At 45.2% G+C, this 21,858-nt stretch carries 16 protein-coding genes and 1 pseudogene; 12 read left to right on the top strand and 5 right to left on the bottom strand.

Features of this window, described 5'->3' with window-relative positions; all coding sequences use genetic code 11:
• The first annotated feature begins 127 nt into the window (after positions 1 to 127).
• The 5 genes from hutI (at position 128) to P4S59_RS06575 (ending at position 6,771) form a co-directional block, all read left to right on the top strand.
• Positions 128 to 1,378, top strand: a complete 1,251-nt coding sequence (gene hutI / locus P4S59_RS06595; protein ID WP_337168117.1) for an imidazolonepropionase — start codon at positions 128 to 130, stop codon at positions 1,376 to 1,378.
• A gap of 1 nt (position 1,379) precedes the next feature.
• A complete protein-coding gene (hutG, locus tag P4S59_RS06590; RefSeq protein ID WP_337168116.1) occupies positions 1,380 to 2,390 on the top strand; it encodes a formimidoylglutamase in 1,011 nt (336 codons plus the stop codon).
• Between the two features lie 73 nt (positions 2,391 to 2,463).
• Positions 2,464 to 4,161 carry a urocanate hydratase gene (gene hutU, locus P4S59_RS06585; protein ID WP_337168115.1) on the top strand — a complete coding sequence of 566 codons (1,698 nt, stop codon included), beginning with the start codon at positions 2,464 to 2,466 and terminating at the stop codon, positions 4,159 to 4,161.
• An 11-nt stretch (positions 4,162 to 4,172) separates the two neighbouring features.
• On the top strand, positions 4,173 to 5,708 hold the full coding sequence (gene hutH / locus P4S59_RS06580) for a histidine ammonia-lyase (protein WP_012841910.1): 1,536 nt from the start codon (positions 4,173 to 4,175) through the stop codon (positions 5,706 to 5,708).
• 337 nt (positions 5,709 to 6,045) lie between these two features.
• Positions 6,046 to 6,771: a DUF3581 domain-containing protein gene (locus P4S59_RS06575; RefSeq protein WP_005395883.1), complete on the top strand. Its 726-nt coding sequence runs from the start codon at positions 6,046 to 6,048 to the stop codon at positions 6,769 to 6,771.
• A gap of 110 nt (positions 6,772 to 6,881) precedes the next feature.
• Here P4S59_RS06575 and P4S59_RS06570 read toward each other — a convergent pair whose 3' ends face one another.
• Entirely contained in the window at positions 6,882 to 7,343 is a 462-nt protein-coding gene (locus P4S59_RS06570) for a methyltransferase family protein (RefSeq protein WP_005395882.1), read from the bottom strand.
• Positions 7,344 to 7,416: 73 nt separating this feature from the next.
• On the bottom strand, positions 7,417 to 10,452 hold the full coding sequence (gene ydiJ / locus P4S59_RS06565) for a D-2-hydroxyglutarate dehydrogenase YdiJ (protein ID WP_337168114.1): 3,036 nt from the start codon (positions 10,450 to 10,452) through the stop codon (positions 7,417 to 7,419).
• A 264-nt stretch (positions 10,453 to 10,716) separates the two neighbouring features.
• Between ydiJ and P4S59_RS06560 the strand changes: the two genes are divergently transcribed.
• From P4S59_RS06560 to P4S59_RS06530, 7 genes are all read left to right on the top strand, one after another.
• Positions 10,717 to 11,397: a DUF3334 family protein gene (locus P4S59_RS06560; protein WP_006742601.1), complete on the top strand. Its 681-nt coding sequence runs from the start codon at positions 10,717 to 10,719 to the stop codon at positions 11,395 to 11,397.
• A 209-nt stretch (positions 11,398 to 11,606) separates the two neighbouring features.
• Positions 11,607 to 12,302, top strand: coding sequence for a DUF2786 domain-containing protein (locus tag P4S59_RS06555; protein ID WP_005395879.1), 696 nt, complete (start codon positions 11,607 to 11,609; stop codon positions 12,300 to 12,302).
• A 217-nt stretch (positions 12,303 to 12,519) separates the two neighbouring features.
• Positions 12,520 to 13,179: an OmpA family protein gene (locus P4S59_RS06550; protein WP_005377956.1), complete on the top strand. Its 660-nt coding sequence runs from the start codon at positions 12,520 to 12,522 to the stop codon at positions 13,177 to 13,179.
• 76 nt (positions 13,180 to 13,255) lie between these two features.
• Positions 13,256 to 14,230, top strand: coding sequence for a J domain-containing protein (locus tag P4S59_RS06545; RefSeq protein ID WP_085343154.1), 975 nt, complete (start codon positions 13,256 to 13,258; stop codon positions 14,228 to 14,230).
• Between the two features lie 177 nt (positions 14,231 to 14,407).
• Complete coding sequence (locus P4S59_RS06540) at positions 14,408 to 14,590, top strand: hypothetical protein (protein WP_005377960.1); 183 nt, start codon at positions 14,408 to 14,410, stop codon at positions 14,588 to 14,590.
• Between the two features lie 412 nt (positions 14,591 to 15,002).
• Positions 15,003 to 15,395: a SulA-like leucine-rich domain-containing protein gene (locus P4S59_RS06535; protein ID WP_048626264.1), complete on the top strand. Its 393-nt coding sequence runs from the start codon at positions 15,003 to 15,005 to the stop codon at positions 15,393 to 15,395.
• 203 nt (positions 15,396 to 15,598) lie between these two features.
• Entirely contained in the window at positions 15,599 to 16,702 is a 1,104-nt protein-coding gene (locus P4S59_RS06530) for a phosphoribosylaminoimidazolesuccinocarboxamide synthase (protein WP_006742604.1), read from the top strand.
• Between the two features lie 78 nt (positions 16,703 to 16,780).
• Here the strand turns inward: P4S59_RS06530 and P4S59_RS06525 are convergent, their stop codons facing one another.
• From P4S59_RS06525 to P4S59_RS06515, 3 genes and pseudogenes are all read right to left on the bottom strand, one after another.
• A complete protein-coding gene (locus P4S59_RS06525) occupies positions 16,781 to 18,454 on the bottom strand; it encodes an alkaline phosphatase D family protein (protein ID WP_337168113.1) in 1,674 nt (557 codons plus the stop codon).
• A 329-nt stretch (positions 18,455 to 18,783) separates the two neighbouring features.
• On the bottom strand, positions 18,784 to 19,161 hold the full coding sequence (locus tag P4S59_RS06520; protein WP_005377965.1) for a hypothetical protein: 378 nt from the start codon (positions 19,159 to 19,161) through the stop codon (positions 18,784 to 18,786).
• A gap of 288 nt (positions 19,162 to 19,449) precedes the next feature.
• Positions 19,450 to 21,803: pseudogene (locus tag P4S59_RS06515) on the bottom strand (helicase-related protein).
• Between the last annotated feature and the right edge of the window lie 55 nt (positions 21,804 to 21,858).

Genomic DNA, 21,858 nt, shown 5'->3' with positions numbered 1-21,858 from the left:
ACAAGATCGGTCCTCTAGATCTACGTTTTGATCACATTTTAGCAACATCAATCTTGTCAGTGTCCTTATTTTGCTCTATTTATTTGTATATACATTTAATAATACAAATAAACACAGGGACACAAAAATGGATTTGCTGATTGAAAACGCACGTCTGGTCACCATGCAGTCGGGAGAGCGCGGTTATCTGCCAACTTCTCCTGCTCGTATTGGCATTCAATCTGGAAAAATCGTTGCGATCAGCACCTGTGCAATTGGTGAAGACGAACCGCAAACCGAGTCTCTGCTGTCTACCCAACATTACGCTCAGAGTATCGACCTTCAAGGCAAGTTAGTTCTGCCAGGTTTGATCGACTGCCACACTCATCTTATTTATGCGGGCAATCGTGCCAACGAATTTGAAATGCGCTTAAACGGCGTGCCATATCAAGAAATTTCCAAACAAGGCGGTGGGATACTTTCAACGGTGCATGCGACGCGTTCAGCAACCGAAGCGCAATTAGTTGAGTTAGCGTTGCCACGTTTAGACGGGCTACTCGCGAGCGGCGTCACTTCTGTCGAAGTGAAATCAGGCTACGGATTGACACTGAATGACGAAGTAAAAATGCTCCGTGCAGCCAAAATGCTTGAACAAGAGCGCAAAGTTAAAATCACCACTACACTTCTTGCCGCTCACGCCATTCCGCCTGAGTTCCAAGGCCGTGCAGATGACTATATTGAGCACATTTGTCAGGACATAATCCCTGTTGTCGCAAAGGAAGAATTAGCCACGAGTGTCGATGTTTTTTGTGAATCGATTGGTTTCAATCTTGAACAAACAGAAAAAGTGTTTGTAGCTGCAAAACGCCACGGCTTAAAGGTTAAAGGGCATACAGAGCAACTTTCGAATCTCGGTGGTACAGCCCTCACTGCGCAATACAACGGTCTGTCAGCGGATCACATCGAGTTTTTAGATGAGCAAGGTGTTAAAGCACTTGCTCGCTCAAACACTGTCGCCACTCTATTGCCTGGCGCTTTTTATTTTCTAAGAGAAACTCAGTTACCACCGATTGAGTTGTTGAGAGAGCATAACGTGCCGATGGCAATTGCTACGGACGTCAACCCAGGTACATCACCGTTTTCTGATCTCACACTCATGCTGAATATGGCGTGCACACTATTTCGCCTTACACCGCAAGAAGCACTGCGTGGTGTAACGCAACATGCAGCCAAAGCTCTGGGTTATCAAAACTCACGTGGCACCATCAAAGTAGGGTTTGATGCGGACTTCTCTATCTGGGATATCGAAAGCCCTGCTGATTTAAGCTATCAAGTCGGAGCAAAACGTCTGGTAGGTCGTATAGTAAATGGTGAATACATTTCACACGGAGGCCAATAATATGTCTCAATTCGACTTACACTCTCCCCTATTTCATTGGCAAGGCCGTCATGATGCCGAGGACGGCAAACTTGGTCAGCGAATTCATCACGTGGTTCAACGCCAGAAAGCAGATGAGTTAGGGGCAGTTGCGCATGGCGTCTCATTACTGGGTTTTGCTACCGACGCTGGCGTAGCCAGAAACAAAGGACGCATTGGTGCGAAAAAAGCGCCAGATCTAATCCGACGAGCACTCGCTAATTTAGCATGGCACCAAGACGTCCCACTATATGACTTAGGCACCGTGGTGTGCGAAGACGACTTACTGGAAGAGAGCCAATCTCTATGTGCGGCAACCATTTCAAGCGCACTACCTCATACGCCTGTCATCGTGTTAGGTGGCGGGCATGAGATTGCGTGGGCCTCGTTTTCCGGCTTAGCGGAGTATTTTAAAGCGCACTATCCAGAGAAGAAGCCTAAAATCGGTATCATAAATTTCGATGCGCATTTCGATTTACGCGCATTCGAGAGCAGCATCGCCGACATCAAACCAAGCTCTGGCACCCCCTTCAACCAAATTCATCATTTTTGCCAACGCAATGATTGGGACTTTCATTACGCTTGCATTGGCGTAAGCCGCAGTAGCAACACTAAAGCGCTGTTTGAAAAAGCAGATGCGTTAAATGTTTGGTATGTAGAAGACAATCAGCTTTGCTACCTAAACCACAGTTATCACTTAACCCAGCTTCAACATTTTATTGACGACTGTGACTACCTCTATTTGACCATTGATCTGGATGTATTTCCTGCGGCAACCGCACCTGGGGTCAGCGCACCAGCAGCTCGGGGAGTTAGTTACGACACTATTGCCCCCTTTTTAGATCGAATTCTTCATTACAAAAATAAGCTCATGCTGGCTGGTATCGCCGAATACAACCCTAATTATGACGTCGATAGTCAAACTGCACGCTTAGCTGCCCGTTTGTGTTGGGATATCGCCAACGCGATGGCGGAAAAGCAACACAAACCATAACGCATCCTAGATGCCACTTATTATTACGACCAAGCAAGTACTTGGTCATCACGAGAAACTAAAGGAGTCTGAAATGACACAGCGCCAGGGACAAGATCCACGACTTGATACAAGCAGAACAATTCGTGCACCTCACGGAGATAAACTGCGCGCAAAATCTTGGCTAACCGAAGCCCCTCTTCGTATGCTGATGAACAACCTCGATCCTGATGTTGCAGAACATCCACATTCGCTGGTTGTATATGGCGGCATTGGCCGTGCGGCACGAAACTGGGAATGTTACGACAAGATTGTTGAAGTACTTGAAAGACTCGAAGATGACCAAACGCTTTTAGTTCAATCAGGCAAGCCTGTTGGTGTTTTCCCTACCCATAAAAACGCCCCACGCGTGCTTATCGCAAACTCAAACCTCGTTCCTCATTGGGCAAACTGGGAACACTTCAACGAGCTCGATAAACAAGGCTTGATGATGTACGGCCAAATGACCGCTGGCAGCTGGATATACATTGGCTCACAAGGCATCGTCCAAGGCACATACGAAACATTCGTGTCTGTTACGAAAAAGCACTTTGACGGCGAAGCAAAAGGCCGATGGATTCTAACTGGCGGTCTTGGTGGTATGGGTGGTGCTCAGCCTCTAGCTGGTACAATGGCGGGCTTCTCCATGATTGCAGTAGAGTGTGATGAATCACGTATCGATTACCGCTTACGTACAGGCTATGTCGATAAGAAAGCGACATCTTTGGATGAGGCGCTTGCTATCATCAAAGAATCGGACACACCAGTATCGGTTGGTCTACTAGGTAATGCAGCAGACGTTTTCTCTGAGTTGGTAGAACGTAATATCACGCCTGATGTAGTAACAGACCAAACATCTGCACACGACCCGCTCAATGGCTACTTACCACAAGGCTGGAGCATGTCTCACGCTGCAGAAATGCGTTTGCAAGATGAAGCAATGGTTGTTAAAGCAGCCAAAAAATCCATGGCAGTGCAAGTTCAAGCCATGCTAGAACTACAAAATCGCGGCGCCGCAACACTCGACTACGGTAACAACATCCGCCAGATGGCCTTGGAAGAAGGCGTAGAAAACGCATTTGATTTCCCTGGCTTCGTTCCAGCCTACATTCGTCCATTGTTCTGCGAAGGTATTGGTCCTTTCCGTTGGGCTGCTCTCTCTGGCGATCCTGAGGACATCTATAAAACCGACCAAAAAGTAAAAGAGCTAATTCCAGATAATCCGCACTTACATAACTGGCTAGATATGGCGCGCGAGCGCATTCAGTTCCAAGGTTTACCTGCACGTATTTGCTGGGTTGGCCTGAAAGATCGTGAGCGTCTTGGTCAAGCATTCAATGAAATGGTGAAAAATGGCGAACTTAAGGCGCCTGTTGTCATAGGTCGTGACCACTTAGACTCTGGCTCCGTAGCAAGCCCGAACCGAGAAACAGAAGGCATGATGGACGGTTCTGACGCCGTATCAGACTGGCCACTATTAAACGCACTACTCAATACGGCGGGCGGCGCAACTTGGGTTTCACTGCACCACGGTGGTGGCGTAGGTATGGGCTTCTCGCAACACTCAGGTATGGTTATCTGCTGTGACGGCAGTGAAGATGCCTCAAAACGTATTGCCCGCGTGCTGCATAACGACCCAGCAACAGGCGTGATGCGTCATGCTGATGCGGGATACGATATTGCTAAACAATGTGCAGCAGAGCAAGGGCTAGATTTGCCAATGCTCAACGAAGAACTGAAGAAGCTCAAGTAAGGATGAAAGAGATGTTAAATTTAACGCTAAAGCCAGGTCATATTAGCTTAAACGAACTACGCCAAGTGAGCCGTTCACCAGTCAACCTTACTTTGGATCCTGAAGCCATTCCGGCCATTGAAGAAAGCACACAGGTCGTAGACCGAGTCATCGCGGAAGATCGAACGGTTTACGGAATTAACACTGGTTTTGGACTATTGGCTAACACACGAATAGCACCAGAAGATTTAGAAACACTGCAACGCAGTATCGTTCTTTCTCATGCGGCAGGTATCGGTGAGTTTATGTCAGATGAAACGGTTCGTCTGATGATGGTATTAAAAATCAATAGTCTGTCTCGTGGTTTTTCTGGTATTCGCCTAAAAGTCATTAATATGCTGACCGATCTAGTTAATGCACAAGTTTACCCTTGCGTACCTAAAAAGGGCTCTGTTGGCGCATCAGGTGACTTAGCTCCTCTGGCCCATATGAGCACAGTATTACTAGGTGAAGGACAAGCTCGTCACAACGGTAACATCATTTCTGGGCAAGAAGCGTTAAAAATCGCAGGTCTAGAACCCATAACTCTGGCACCGAAAGAAGGCTTAGCGCTGCTAAATGGTACCCAGGCATCAACAGCGTTCGCATTAGAAGGTCTGTTTATCGCGGAAGATCTTTTCGCTTCGGCTACAGTATGTGGCGCAATGTCTGTCGAAGCCGCTCTCGGCAGCCGACGTCCATTCGATCCACGCATTCACCGTGTACGTGGTCATCGCAGCCAAATGGACGCAGCACTGGCCTACCGTCATCTATTGGATACATCAAGTGACATTGGTGATTCGCATACTAACTGTGAAAAAGTGCAAGACCCGTATTCGTTGCGCTGTCAGCCTCAAGTAATGGGGGCGTGTTTGCAGCAAATCCGCAACGCTGCAGAAGTATTGCAAGTAGAAGCAAACTCCGTATCAGATAACCCGTTGGTGTTTGCTGAAGATGACGACATCATCTCTGGCGGTAACTTCCACGCTGAGCCTGTTGCAATGGCAGCTGACAACCTAGCACTGGCGATTGCTGAGATAGGCAGCCTGTCTGAACGTCGTATGGCATTGCTTATCGATAGCGCATTATCAAAATTACCACCGTTCTTAGTTGATAATGGCGGTGTGAACTCTGGTTTCATGATTGCCCAAGTCACCTCTGCTGCGCTAGCAAGCGAAAACAAAACGCTCGCTCACCCAGCGTCAGTAGACAGCTTGCCAACATCAGCAAACCAAGAAGATCACGTTTCAATGGCAACCTTCGCGGCTCGCAGATTGAAAGAAATGGGAGAAAACACTCGCGGCATTCTGGCGGTCGAATACCTCTCAGCAGCACAAGGCCTAGACTTTAGAGCACCAAACAAGTCTTCTGAGCGTATCGAGATTGCCAAACAAATGTTGCGTGAAAAAGTATCGTTCTACGATAAAGATCGCTACTTTGCGCCGGACATTGAACAGGCCAATACTCTGCTTAAGCTGGCTATCCACAACACGCTCATGCCAGAGAGCCTGTTACCAAGTGTTCAGTAATCCAGCATTACCAGCACTTAATCTAAAAACCGGATGATAATTTGAAGGCTCCACGTTTAGCGTGGAGCTTTTTTATCTCCTCATTAAACGTATTCCCAGCGATCTTTATGAACACTTGCATATTGTTATTGCTATACTTTTAAAAATAGCCGACGTAATAAAGTCGCTGTTTATTGCTTTCACAAATAAAAGCGTTGCTAAAGTATGCGTTTTTAACGATTTATCCGCCGAAATAGTGTCTTATTGTTAGGATACGGTGAAGTTTTCACTGGATGGACCATTGCTACGCAGATATTCGCATATAATCCCACACAGTTTTGGTTACTACGTAAAAATTATGTTTCTAACACCTTATTTTTCAAACACTAATCACCAGTTTCAGTTCACTCGCGAACAAGCAAGCCACTTTGCAAAACGTGTCGCAGGTGACTACAACCCAATCCACGATGAAGACAACAAACGCTTTTGTGTCCCTGGGGACTTACTTTTCGCAGTGCTTCTTAGTAAAGAAGGCGTCAGCCAAAAGATGCGTTTTAACTTCTCTGGCATGGTAAACGATGGTGTAGCACTTCATATTGAAAATAAGTGTGAAAAAGAAAGCGCCGTTGTTGACGAGGCCGGTAAAGAATACTTACACATGTCCCGTGAAGGTGAGACTAACCACGATCCCGCATTTATTGAGCATGTCGTAACAAATTACGTGCAATTCTCTGGCATGAACTTCCCTCACATCATGGTTCCTCTTATGGAAGAGAAGCAAATGATGATCAACTGCCAACGTCCATTGGTTATTTATGAAAGCATGGAAGTTGAATTTTCACGCTTAGACCTTACGCATCCTGAAGTGGATTTCACTGGCGCAACGTTCGACGTGGAAGGCAAACGTGGGGTAGTCACCTTAAACTTTGCGTTCAAAGAAGACGGTGAAGTCGTTGGCAAAGGCATCAAGCGCATGGTTGCAAGCGGCTTGAAGCCATATGACCAAGAAGCGGTTGACGATCTTGTACGCCGTTTCAATGAACGTAAGGATGCATTCCTAGCAAAGTTCGTTAAGGCAGCCTAATCGACTGCCCTATCAGAAGCGCTCAAAAAACGTGTTTACTAAAAGAAAGCCCAACGTCGATCGTTGGGCTTTCTTTTTATGTCTCATCCAAATAAAACTAAACGCAATGCTTAGATCCAGCGGCGGACGTGGTTTTTGTAATCCACATACTCTTCACCAAACAATCGCTCTAGAACACGTTCCTCTGGCTTGATTTGAAATCGATTCATATAACTGACAAATACGACGCCACAAAGCACCACACTCAAATGCTGCCACCACAAACCAATTGCAATGATTAGAAGCAGTAGCGCCATATACATCGGGTTGCGCGAAAAAGCAAATACGCCAGTTCTCACCACGGAAGAGGCCGTGTCAGGCTTTACAGGGTTAACCGTCGTTTTTACTTTATGGAATTCATACACACCAGCAATGCCCATATAACCAGAGAGCAAAGTTAGTCCGCCAACCACAACCTCGACAAAGGGCACGCTAATATTCAGGCTCGGCACCAGAACTGTCAGTCCATACATGAGTAGTATGACCAACAAAAACACCGCAACAGGTGGGACTTTGAGTTCAAGTTTTCTCAAGATTCATATCCTTTGAAATTGTTGTATGTGACTTCTAAAAAAGCCCAGTAAAACTGGGCTTAATTTGATGTGATTATATCAAAGTTAACAGCGCCTGAACGGGATGTTTGGGCTTTGTTCCTTCAAAGCGTTTCACTTGGCTGCGGCAAGAGTAGCCAGTAATCAAACATCTCTCGTTATCTAACTTATCTAAGCTTGGCTTCCAGCTTAAATTGTAAATGTCTTTCGACATCGACAACTTATCGACCTCGTGACCAAACGTACCCGCCATACCACAACAACCAACAGGAACCGTATTTAAAACTGCACCAAAGTGAGCAAAAATAGCGCCCCACTCTTTTTCCGCATTCGGCATTTTGGTTTTTTCAGTACAGTGCGCAAACAGATACCAAGGTTCCTGCGCCTTATGCTCTCCGCTTTCAAACGCTTCTAGTCTTGGGTAAAGCCATTCGTGGGCCGTTAGTACATCGAAATCACCTCGCTTACTGCCAAGTACTTCAGCGTATTCATCTCGATAACACAGCACCAACGCAGGATCGACACCAACTAAAGGAATATCCAGATCCGCTACCATCGCCAAGAACTTCGCTGTATCGGCGGCTGTATCCTTAAACTGACGTAGAAAGCCTTTAATGTGTTGTGCTTTACCATTCGGCTGAAATGGCAGAAGCACCGGATGCATGCCCAGCTTTTTCAATAATTTAACGAAGTCTTCTACGACATCGGCGTCGTAGTAGCTAGTGAATGGGTCTTGAACAATTAAAACATGCTTGCTCTTTTCAGACGAAGACAAACCGCTGAGCGCTTGCAGATCATAAGGCGTTGTCAGCGACTCTACTCGTTGTTTCAATGTAGGTACTGATAACAACGGCGCATCGACATACCCAACTGTTGAAGCCGTTAAGCTCTTGACCCACGACTGCTTCAAAACACCGTTTACGACACCTGGCGCTTTCGCCATCATCGGCAGCATAGTCTCTATGTTCGCAACCAGATAATCTTTTGCTGGACGTTGGTAACGAGAGTGATAAATGTTTAAAAAGCGTGAGCGGAAACTCGGAACGTCGACTTTAATCGGACACTGGCTCGCACACGCTTTACACGCTAAACAACCATTCATCGCTTCATACACTTCGTGGGAGAAATCGTATTCGTGACGACGATTGATAGAATGACGTACACGGTCAATCATGGTTTTGATTGATGTTTTGTTTTCTAGCGTTTGCTTTTCTAAGTCAAGAATATCAATACCTTGCTCAGTAAGCTGACGCAGCCACTCGCGAACCAAACCCGCACGACCTTTGGGTGAATGACGACGATCAGCTGTTACTTTCATCGATGGACACATTGGCGAGCTGGTATCGTAGTTAAAACACAAACCGTTCCCGTTACATTCCATCGCTTGCTTAAAGCTGTCACGTACTTGAACGTCAATCTGACGGTCATAGTAACCACGTTTTGTATCAGTGACTTTTACTAACTCTGCATCACTATCAAGCGGCGTACAGATTTTGCCCGGGTTCATTTTGTTGTGTGGATCGAATGCCGCCTTCACACGTCTCAGCTCAGTAAACAACTCATCACCGAAAAACTCAGGGCCATATTCTGAACGGAAACCTTTGCCGTGTTCACCCCACATCAAACCGCCGTATTTCGCCACCAGCTTAACCACTTCATCAGAAACTTCGTGCATCAATGCTTCTTGGTGCGGGTCACACAAATCCAACGCAGGACGTACGTGAAGCACCCCGGCATCGACGTGACCAAACATGCCGTAATTCAGAGACTTGCTGTCTAACAGCTCTCGAAACTCTACAATGAAGTCTGCCAGGTTTTCTGGTGGCACACAGGTATCTTCAGCGAATGCGACCGGTTTAGCACGACCTTTTGCTGCGCCTAACAAACCCACCGCTTTTTTACGCATGTTGTAAATACGTCCAATGCTCGCTACATCGTTACAAACCTGGTAGCCGATGATGCCCGCTTCTTCTGTTTCCAACATGGTATCGAGCTTGACGGTCAACGCTGCAACCTGAGCAGCGACTTCCTCTTCGTCCTGACCTGCGTATTCCACCATATTGATGCCAAGCATCTCTTTGTTTGGAACATCGGTAAGCAAATCACTCACGGTGTGCCAGACGATATCTTGCTTCGCGAGATTAAGTACTTTCGAGTCAACGGTTTCTACAGATAGCGCTTTCGCTTCGACCATAAACGGTGCATTACGCAGCGCAGAGTCAAAACTGTTGTATTTAACGTTAACCAAAGTACGTGCTTTCGGAATTGGCGTCAGGTTTAGCTTCGCTTCAGTAATAAATGCCAATGAACCTTCCGCGCCACACAGCACTCGTGTGATGTCGAAACGGTCACCGTCTTCATTCAAGGCATTTTTTAAATCGTAGCCCGTTAAAAAGCGGTTAAGAGGAGGGAATTTATCTACGATCTGCTGGCGTTTTTCACGACATACGGATTCCGTTACTCGTAGCGCCTTGGCAGCAAACTCGCCCTCTTTGGGGTAACCATGAGACAAGTCCGACTCTAAAATTGAACCATCAGCAAACACCGCTTGTAGCGACAATACATGATCGGATGTTTTTCCGTATTTCAGAGAACCTTGACCAGAAGCATCAGTGTTGACCATACCGCCAATCGTTGCACGGTTACTGGTAGATAAGTCTGGAGAGAAGAAGTAACCGTAAGGGCGAACCGCATCATTTAACTGGTCTTTCACTACACCAGTTTGTACACGAACCCAGCCTTCTTTCTCATTAATCTCAAGCACTTTGTTCATGTGGCGAGACATATCCACCACAATACCTTTGGTTAGCGACTGACCATTGGTCCCTGTGCCGCCACCACGAGGTGAAAAGGTAATTCGTTCGTACTTTTCTTTATTGCTCAGTTTCCCGAGGAGAGAAACATCTTCTGTCGTTTTGGGATGAACGACAGACTGAGGAAGTTGCTGGTAAACACTGTTGTCAGTGGCAACCGCTAGTCGGCTTGAATATTGGCTTTCGATATCACCAGTGAATCCGGCGTGCTCAAGCTCTTTCAGAAAACTAAGAACAAGAGGATCGACATCAGTTTGCGAGTGTAATCTTGGTAACATTTGCTTCCTGCCCCTACGACGCTGAATCCGATCAGCTGCGGGTTATGTAATTATTTGCTCACTTCTCATACAAGTTGGCGTTCAGCGAAACAAAACACCACAAAAGAGTAAGTGAAGTAATATTCTTTGAATTTCGTCACTTTACAACATTTAAAAAGACGAGCAAATCAGAATCTCGATACAATAATTAAACTTATGCTTTATTTTTTCACGCTTGATGCCTTACATTGGGGAACGAATCGCGTTTCTAGATGAGTTTTCAGAATGAAAAAAAATAAAATTGTGACCACTGAAGATATCCTTCTCAAACTTTGCCAGTCTGTTTCTGGCGTCCTAACTTCGGCGACATCTTCTCAAGTAAATTACTCTGCAATGGTGCAAAAAATCCACAAGACTAGCCTCAAGCCAGATTTTGGCTGTTTTGTTCTGTTTGATGGCGGGTTTACCGGGCTAGTCGTAATTAATTTTACGGCAAAAGCCGCATTAGAGATCTACACCAACTACATGCGTAATATGGGTATGCCAGAAGAAGAACTGGCAATATCTCATACTTCTGACGAGGTGGGAGATGTTCTGGGTGAACTAATGAACCAACTGGTTGGAGATTTCACCAATAAAATTCGTAAAGAGCTGCAAACGAACATCACACAAAACCAGCCAAAAATGATGGCGCTGAATAAGCAAGTCATCTTACAAGTGGATACCAACCTTGACCGCCCTCAAGCTCGCCGAGTGACGTTCTCCACCGAAAATAACAACATTTTCTACCTAGAGTTGGCAATGGACAAAACTGAGTTCATCCAACTAGAAGAGTTTGAAATCGCAGAAGACGAAAATCCAGACGATATTTTAGAAGCAACACGTAAAAATATGGCTGAGAAAGAATCTAAATCGTCGAGTTCGAACGATGACGCCGATGATTTACTCAACCAGCTCGGGTTGTAATTCCAACTAATCTTAATGAAGAATGGCTTCTTAGACACAAGTACGACTTCATACTGATTATGACGAACTAAAACGCCTAGCCTCGCCTTCCGCGGGGCTTCTTTTTATGTCCATAAACCACCTTCACTCCCACCTTGTATTTCGTTTTTATGTCAAAAAAGGTAATATGTCTGACTTCATAAATTTTCTGCTTTCGTTACTGGTTGTCGATGGATAAACAAAAAGCTCTGAAAAAAATCGCCAAGTGCTTAGAACTGGGCAATTCCGCTAATGTTAATGAGGCTGCCAATGCTATCAAAATGGCACATCGCCTCATGCTCAAATATGGTCTGGATAAAGACGATATTGAGTTTATCAGAATGGGGAAAACACAATCTTCCCACCTACTACCAGCGAATATCAGTTCTACCATATTGCGAGTGATTCGCGGCATTAACACTAAATTCGGTGTTGAAGCGGTGTTGTTGAATCACAAAGGGCTCAAACGTGTCGAGTTTATCGGTGAAGCAGATCGCGCGATTTTTGCTGCATTTGCTTTCGATATTATTTATCGCGAGATGAACGAAAGTACCGGACAATTCCGAAACAGCTTCGCAGGTACGGGCACCTCTTCTCAAGAGGTGACTCGCCGCGTGAACTCATTTGTATCTGGTTGGGTAGAGGGCGCGATAGAGAAACTTCCAGTCATTTCCCCAGACGAAGAGTCGGCCAACAAAATCAATGATTATATTGATAAAGAATTCCAAAACATTGACCGCGAAACCTTCAAGAAGCAACTGAAAGAAGCGATGAAAAACCTAACCGAAGACTACGAAGTGGGCTTAAAGAAAGGTAGAAGAGTCTCCGTTAACCGTGGTGTTGGCGGCGAGCAAGCGCGTAAAATGTTGGGCAATCCATCGAAATAACCAGAACAGCAATTGATTAACGTAGGTCCCAATATTCCAATGTGATTGGGACCTACTTTTTAAAGTTGTGATAGTAACGATAAGAATTTTCTTACAGAAACTCTTATCAATCTTACTTTCTCATAACAAATATCAATGCTTACTTATTCATAATTCGCATCCCATTATGAGGCATGGTTTCGCCTCAGTTTTATACGGAGATTTTCCCTTGAAAAAGATGCCTATTGCACTAGCTCTAGTGCTAGCTCTTACTGGCTGTCAAGCCACTCAACGCCAAAATGCAACAACGGGTGAATACGAAACTAACTCAACCACGCAAGGCGCGCTTATTGGTGCTATCGCTGGTGCAGCAATCGGTCTAGCAACGGGCGATGACGCTAAAGAACGTCGTCAGCATGCACTCATTGGTGCGGCCGCAGGCGGAGCGACTGGCGCTGGCGTTGGTTACTACTTTGACCAACAAGAAGCAGAATTGCGTCGCGCTTTGCTAAACTCTGGTGTACAAGTTCAGCGTGTTGGTGAGAACCAGCTTTTACTGCGTATGGAAAATGGTATCGGCTTCTCTTCAAGCTCTTACCAGCTTGATGCTAGCATTCATAATACGCTACGCGGTGTTGCTCGCATCTTGGTTGAATACCCAGATACCAGCCTTGTTATCGACGGTTACACTGATAGCACGGGCAGTGAGTCATACAACCAAACGTTGTCTGAGCGTCGTGCAGAGTCCGTACGTCAATTCCTAGTATCTCAAAACGTTGCACCTGGTCGTGCAATTGCACGTGGCTACGGCGAACGTAACCCAATTTGCTCAAACCAAACTTCTGAAGGTCGTGCGTGCAACCGTCGTGTTGAAATCCAGATCTTGCCACTGAAGTAATTTGGTTGCACCATAGCGGTAATAATAAAAAATTACCGGAGCAGGCCTAACCATAATCGTTAGGCCTGACATATCAATGTCTGTCAAAACGTCTGCCCTACTCTGCTTATTTAGCCTCTGCTTTTCTGGTTACTCGCTTGCCTCTCAAGCTCCAAATGACCCCATAGAACAATACGAGTACGCACAACAATTATTGGCATCAAACAAAGCTGAAGCCTCAACAGAAACACGCTACTGGCTAGAGCAATCCGCCAACCAAGGTTACCTCCCTGCGCAAAAACAGCTCGCGAACGACTTTGCTAAAGGGATAAATGGCGAAAAAAATGAAACACAAGCGTTATATTGGCTAACCTCTATCGCACTCAATGACCCAACCGATCGGGGCTTTCTTCTCGCTAACTTTATTCAGCGCAATCAAGATAAGGTCACAACTTCTCAATTGACTGAAGCCTTGTATCAAATGGCTTCTCAGCATAATCCAGCAGCAGAACAAGCATATAATCAACTGTTAGAGCAGCGCTTCAACCAACTGCGAGCTAAACAAGTCTCGCAAATAAAGTCGCTCGATAAAAAGGCTGAACAAACACAAGAAGAGAAAAGCACAGTTGCAAACCCCAAGGTAGAATACTCGCAGTTTTTATGGCTGATCTGGCTAGCGGCGATACTCATCATCAGCGGCTTAAGCTTCTTCGTAATCAAGAAACATAAGCAGAATAGAAAAGCGCGTGAAGCCAAAGAGGAAAGCCAAAATCAGCGAATGGCGGCAAAAGTTAAAGAGCTAGAGTTTACGAACAAGCAACTGAAACGCCAGCTAGAGAAAGTATTCAAAGAATTTAAGAAATCCAAAACCCAGGCAGAGAACCATAAGCTAAGCGTCGCATGCGCCATGTTTGGCTACACACCACAACACATCCCTGATTTACAAGCAATAAAGCTACGCTATAGACAGCTATCAAAGCTTTATCATCCGGACACAAGAGGCAGTGAAGAAGAAATGAAGCGACTCAATCATGCCTTTAAGCTTGTCTCACAAAATGTTACAAAACAGTAAAAACAGGTCGAGACACTTTGGCTAGCATGCTTTTAGACCCATATAATCAAGCGCCGCAATCGATCTCCCTCTCAAACAAATTAACAGACATTTAACTTAAGTCTCGCTTTTATGCCATAATGCCCGGCGCAAAATAACACCTAACGACTCAAATTAATCTAGGTGGGGAGAAAATCAATGTTCACTGAAGAAGGCACCTGTGATTGGTGTAAAAAACCTAGTCTTGTAACTCGTCACGATTATTTAGATGGCAAGCACCATTACTCATGTAAAGCTTGTTACGACATGGCGAAAATCGACGTGCGCCTATTTAACCAAGGCGAATTGCAAATGCGCGAACGCTTGCAACGAGCGAGCTAAGCAAGACGGAATCAACGGAACTGATTTTCAAAGGCGCCTTTTAAGGCGCTTTTTTGATCGGCCAAGCCCTATTTCCAATCTCTATCTCGTATTCCCTCCTATCCTACATAGCACGTCGCATCGGTTATCAGCCCTCTCTTACTGTATACAAACCACTGTCCATGAAACAACACCTGTATATACAGTAGTAAACCCCTGTATGTATCTCGTCCAATTTTCTACTCATCTCACATTTTTAAATTGATGTTAGACATATCAGAAATATAAAATAACCAAATAAATTCAACAATTTAAAATAAAACCCTTTTATTTCCTTCTCGAAAAACCGCAAATAACTTTTGAAAAACGGGTTGATCAGGTCGCCAAAACAAACTACTGTATATACATACAGCATGTATAAAGGAACAGTAAGATGCAGTTACAAAGTCAATCTCATACATACTCTCGTTACAACGTATTGGCACAAGCAACTCAGCCCATGGCCGTTTCGGATCAGCTTCTATCTAAGCTGGCTGTTTTATCGCAGCAGAAACAATGGATTTTGTTTACAGCAGACTGCCCTCGCCCAGACTTTGAACAACTCACTGCTTCTAATATTTGCTGTAGAAACGTGATTCAAATGAAGCCTTCTCAACAGCTTTCAGAAGTCGAGATCGTGATCAAAGCCATCCGATCAGGCAATGCCAGTGCTGTTGTTGCATCAAATAAAATTGCACTTATGAATCAATCTATGTTGCGCGACATGGCGCAGCGCTATCAGTGTGAAGTCTTTTTCGTCGAAGGCAGAGTTAATAAGTACCACTAATAAGTTCGACGTTATCCATCCTGCATCTCGCCTCCTTTTTAAGGAGGTTTTTTTTGTATTAAAGAAAACAGGCAAACGTTTGCTTTTTCTCTGGCGAGTTAAAATAGTTCTGGTATGATGCCCACATTCGATTTATTCAGCGCCCACATTTTGCTGAATATCTTCTCTTTCTGACGTTTGATTAAGATGATAGGAATGTCGCAATGAGCCTTGCTAATCAAGTACTTGCCGTCAATGACGACCTGCCAATTCGCACCCATAAACCCGTTCATAGCGGAAAAGTTCGTTCAGTTTACTGGTTAACTGAAGAAGACAGTGCCCGACTGATCAAAGAAAAAGGATACGATGTCGCTCCAGATGCGCCTTTGGCTATCATGGTAATTAGCGACCGAATCTCTGCATTCGATTGTATTTGGCATGCTGAAGGTGGTCTTAATGGTGTCCCAGGTAAAGGGGCTGCGCTTAATGCGATTTCTAATCACTGGTTCAAACTGTTCAAAGAAAATGGCTTAGCAGATAGCCATATTCTAGACATTCCTCACCCTTTTGTTTGGATTGTACAAAAAGCCAAACCGGTAAAAATAGAAGCCATCTGCCGCAAATACATCACGGGTTCGATGTGGCGCGCTTACGCAAATGGCGAGCGCGAGTTTTGTGGAATCCAACTTCCTGAAGGGTTAGAAAAAGACAAAGCACTGCCAGAGTTGCTCATGACCCCATCAACAAAAGGCATTCTAAAAGGCATTCCCGGTGTGCCAGAAGCGGACGACGTGAATATTACTCGTCAAAACATCGTAGACAATTACGAAGCATTTAACTTCTCAAGTGCCGACGATATCGCACTCTACGAAAAACTGCTGAAAGAAGGCTTTAACGTTATCAGCCAAGCGTTAGAAGAAATCGACCAAATCTTTGTCGATACCAAATTCGAATTTGGTTATGTTCATGATGCCGCTGGCAATGAAAAGCTGATTTACATGGATGAAGTGGGTACACCAGACTCGTCTCGTATATGGGATGCTAAAGAGTACCAAGCAGGTCACATCGTAGAGAACTCAAAAGAAGGTTTCCGCCAGTTCCTACTTAACCACTTCCCTGACCCAGATATCTTGCTAAACAAAGAACGTATGCCAGAGCGCGAAGCACTCGCTCGTGATAATGCTTTACCCGTCGAATCTTTGATGGCGATTTCGAGCACCTACATTGGTATTGCCGAGAAGATTACAGGCAAGCCGATTCATTTGAGTGAGAATCCGAAAGCGGAAATCATCGAAGTACTGAGCAAAGAATACGGATTGATTGACTAGCACTGTCGCTAGATTAGCTAAACGCTTTCCAATAAAAGTCCGCACTAGCCTGCGGACTTTTTTCGTATTAGGCTCACCTTAGCCGATATTTAACGTAGCGCCATCTGTTGTAGAGGCTGACTTAGTCGTCACGTGATATGTTTTGTCTTTAATCGTTGATACGAAATACCAGGTCGACTCTGCCTTGTCGGGTGTAAAAGTAATGCGCATAAAGCCACGCTGTTTGATATCTGCCCACTGTAATTCTGACACTAAGTGCGGCAACGTGTATTCCATTTGAGCGATCGCAACAGGATCTAACGCTAGGTAGGCCTCTAGCCCAGGGGAACTCACCGAGCTAGTTGCAAACTCTATCCCGATAGGATGCTTAGATACGTCTTTAAGCTCACTTGCCCATGCGTTGTGCGTATCTCCTGCCAAGCAGACAAAGTTACCACTGTTGGCTTTGGCCAGTTGATAAACTTTCTCTCGCTCAACGTAGTAACCATCCCATGCATCTAGGTTATATGGCAAAGCAATGGTATCTGAACTTGGGTCAGAGAGGTAACCCGTAATCGCAGAGTTTACTGCTAATAACGCCTCTGTTTTTTGTTCTTCAGTGGCAGTAAACAATTGAAACATCGCGGCCATAACCGAACTTGGCAACTCCATACGAGACATTAACACTTGTTGCCCTAGCACATTCCAAGTTGCGTCGTGCGTACTGAACGCATCCATCAGCCAAGCGAGTTGGTCAGCGCCTAACAGCTCTCGGTCTTCGCTGCGCGACTGAGCAACTAAACCGCCAATCGCTTCCATCGTTGGAGAGCTGAGCGAGAAGTAATCCAACGGTTTATCACGCCCCACAAGTCGCGTGTCGAGCATCATCAAATTGACTAAACTTCCAAACGAAAACTGACGGTAAATCAGCATGTTTGAGAAAGTGTTTTCACGAACGGGCAACCATTCTGTCCACGCGGCAGCCGCAGCTGCACGACGATCATTAAAACTGCCTTCCTCTTCTTGATGGTTTTCCGCACCATTTTTCCAAGTATCATTTGCAAGCTCATGATCATCCCAGACAGCAATCATTGGTAGGCTCGCATGTAACGCTTGCAGATCAGCATCTTGGCGATATTGCGCATACCGTTTTCGGTAATCATCTAAGGTAATACATTCAGTGCCTTTGCTTGGCTCTCGCCCTAGTGCCTCAGCATCTTCACTAGCGTAGCCACCAGCACCATACTCATAAATGTAATCACCGAGATGAAGCACCACATCAAACGGGTCTTGCTCATGTTGATTTAAAATCTCTCGATACACATGGAAATAGCCAGCAGGATAGTTTGCACAAGAAACAACCGCCATGGATGCCTTTTCTACACCATCTTCTGGTAATGTTTGAGTTTGCCCGACTTCGCTAGTTACATCACCAACCATGAATCGATAGTAGTAACGAGAATTTGCGTTGAGATTTTGAACATCGACTTTTACCGTGAAATCTCGGCTCGTGTCCGTGGCAAAAGTGCCACTTTGTACGATATCAGTAAAATTTTCATTAGATGAAACTTGCCAGCTTACATCTGCGTAGCTCGCTGAGGTTGTAACACGAGTCCAAATGATTACTTGTGTTTGAGTAGGATCTCCACTCGCCACTCCGTGCTCAAAGGTAACCGCAACAGACTCACTAGCATCGCTACCACAGCCCACCAGCCCGGTAACAATAGCCGTTGAAGAGGCAGCTTTCATAAAGTCTCGACGAGACAAAGACATATTGACTTCCTTTCTTATTGTGTTTGTTTTTATGCCCAAATGACGTGGTGACTCAATCATCCTTGTGTGCCAATGAGGGACGTTAATTCGAACTTACAGTACCAACCACTTAGTCGGTAATTTGTCCTAAAAACACAAAGTTAGAAGCTAGTTATGACAATTGCATTTCCAAACGTTACATTTTTGTTAATTTAAGTGCAAATACTCTATATTCATCACACTTCCAAGACCTGTGACAAAAACCTCAAAATAAAAAAGCGACCTACTTTGAGGTCGCTTTTCATTGCACTATTGTTAAGTAGTACATCGATGAAGTGGAAATACTCAGCCTAAAACTTGATGTTAAGAACATCTTGTTCTGACGTGTCCACTTTCAACTGACTGCGAGATTCTATGTACTCGATTTGCTGAACATCGAGCGAATATGGCATAACGACTCGCAATTCATTGATCCCTTCATGTTTAGCTAACTGGGTTAAGCGGACCAAATTGGATTCATCACTTTTACGAGAAGACATCGATTTTAATGCGGCATCCCACAACCGATCTTCAGGCTTGCTCAATTCCGCAATGTTCTGTTTCCACATCAAACCGAAAATAGGCGCGATGGTGGCAAATGCCTCTAAGAAGGTCCATTTTTTACTACCTGTCGCCCCTAAAAAGCTAGTGTAGTCGAATTCAATGCACGTCTTTCCTTGTTGATCCATTCTATGCCCCCGACACTCGAAAATGAGATATACCAAATATCGTTCAACTGTTTTGATATAGCAATGGGATATAAAACATTCGTCTTTTATGCACTAATTTACATGCAAAAGGAAATATTAAAACCAGCTTTGTAACAACTGATGTACAGCTTCGCCATATATAAGCATTCAATTGATTAATATTTCAATTAAGAAACTAAAAACAACACGTAAATAACGCTATCAATATGAAATTATTATAGATTCACCAAAAAAATATCAATTCTTGTCACAACGTCATCCGCCTACCTACTTCACATCAATCACTCGACTGGCCTTTTTATACTGTATCTTCCAACCAGCCCAGCGTGGCAGCTCCCAACGCTTCGGGTCCCCCTTACGGTTTCCTTCTCTATAAACGACCTGTACCAGCTTGCGAGACGCGTAATACTCAACATCCAGTTGGAGTTCTGGCAGCGAAAGTTCTAAAGGGTACTGCTCCGTGAAATCGTCGTATTCCCATTCCGGAACACCGTTAAATGTTAAGTCTTCCGGTTCAAACAACGCCATATCATCGACATTTTCAACGCCTAATATTTCCAACTGATCCTTTAACCAGCTAGAAAATGTCAAGGAGGCCAAGTCGTTAACCTCTTCTCCTTCGACATTAAGGCCCAATGCGTTGTAGAGTTTCCAGTGTTGGATTTGTTGTTTTCTTTGAGAAGCAAAACCTGGTAACAGTGTCTCGTCTTCTATCATTTCGACAATAGACTGAACAGCAACATCACCTTGTAACGCTTGGTGTTCAGAACAGACTGTTCGCCCGGCGTAGACCAAATGCATTGTTGCTCTTGGCGTCTCTTCTTCATAATTCGTCTCACCTTGTCGCCACTCCCCAAATTCAAGTTCGCGTAACAACGTCAGCGGGATAGGCATCATAACCGATGCGAGGTTCAGTGTTTGCTTAACGCCTCGTCCTGGCACGCTATGGCTATCTAGCACGATGGCCGCTTCTTCTTTATCAGGAAAGCGGCTGTTACGCCCAACCAGCATCTCGACTACGCCATTTCCTAGAGCATCTCTTCGACGAGCTCGTCGGACAAACACAAGCTCAGGGTGTAATGAGGCGATGGAGAAAAAGAGCGCTTCACGTTTATATCGAGAGGCAACGTCAAGTTCCGGTAATTCAAATACTTCTCGCATTTGTTTTGCTAAACCTTGTGCCTCTTCGAGTGCGCTGGCATCAATGACAATGCCCGGAAGTCGCTCCCCCGGACCAAACGGATAAGCAAAGAGGCATCACATCCGTATGGCTCCTCTTGAGATAGAAGCTCAGCGACTTCACCACTTTGTCGCTGATAGAGCTGAGCAGGCACAGATAATGCTGCTGCCAAGTCAATCATTGCTTCCTTCTCTGTCTTCGCTTGAATTCTGGTAACGAGATCGGCAAACAGTGCATCAATAGGTAGTGGGTATACTTTTCTCCCGTGCTTCGTGACATTGCCGCCTTCATCAATCGCTTCCATGGACAACAAGGTTAAATGAGATGCCTCTAGCGACTTTGGGGGAATTGAGTCGAGAAAATCGAGTGTTGAGAGACGGTACCCACAACAAGCCGCTGCCAGCATGGGCTCGACGAGCTCTTCTCTGTGCAATTCTGGAGGCGTCACTAATTCTAAAGGCGCGTGTTCACCATATAGACGAATACAAGCTCCTTCAGCAACACGGCCCGCCCGCCCCATTCGCTGCGCGGCGCTGGCCTTAGAAATGTGGGTCAGCGTTAACGCTGTGCGACCGTTACGTTGAATGGTTCGGCGCTCTAAGCCGCTATCAATGACAACTCGGATGTTAGGTATCGTTAAGGAGGTTTCCGCAACATTGGTTGCCAATACGACTTTTCGTTGTTTTTGCGTAGTTAACGCGCAGTGCCGTTCTTCATCACTAACCGAGGCATGAAGTTTGACCACCATGACATCGCCGCAACTTTGTAGCATCTGCGCACATTGGGTGATCTCTTTACGTCCTGGGAGAAAAACAAGAATATCGCCATCTTCATCTTTCAGTGCCTCTTTTACCGCTCTGACAACCTCTTGTTCACATCCCTTCTTATTCGGTAAATAACGGCTGTCTAAAGAACGATGTGTCACCGTGACTGGAAAGCAACGCCCTTCAGATCGCAGACGCTTCGCATTCAGGTAACGCGCTAGCTTTTCGCCCTCCAGCGTAGCGGAAGTGACGATCAACCGATGTTGATTTTCTTGCTTCAAAATTGCGGTTAATAGATCAATATCCCAGCGTCGCTCGTGAAATTCGTCCACTATCACGATATCGAAGCCTGCTAGCTTGTTTTCCGCAAACCAACGCAGTGCGACTCCCGGAGTCACAAATACAACTTCGGTTTTTTCATCAAAGTAGGCATGAAGCTTGATCGCGTAACCAATTTTGCGACCTATTGGCTCACCAGATTGCTCCGCAAGATATTCAGCCAACGATGTACAAGCAATTCGACGTGGTTCAATAACCAGCACGCGTCCGTGTTTTGCCGCCCACATAGGCAAACGGGTAGATTTACCTGACCCGGTTTCGGCTTCCACCACGAGATGGTTTTGGTTCACATGTTGGTCAAACTCAGCTTGCAGGCTGTCGATAGGTAGTTGAAACATAGAAATTGGATTTGATTTGATGATGCAGAACATTATACCCAAGTAAAAAATCCTG

The sequence above is a fragment of the Vibrio sp. M60_M70 genome (assembly GCF_037162085.1).
Classification (GTDB): domain Bacteria; phylum Pseudomonadota; class Gammaproteobacteria; order Enterobacterales; family Vibrionaceae; genus Vibrio; species Vibrio diabolicus.
The sequence above is the reverse complement of the archived record's forward strand: the minus strand, read 5'-3'. Positions and strand labels throughout refer to the sequence as shown.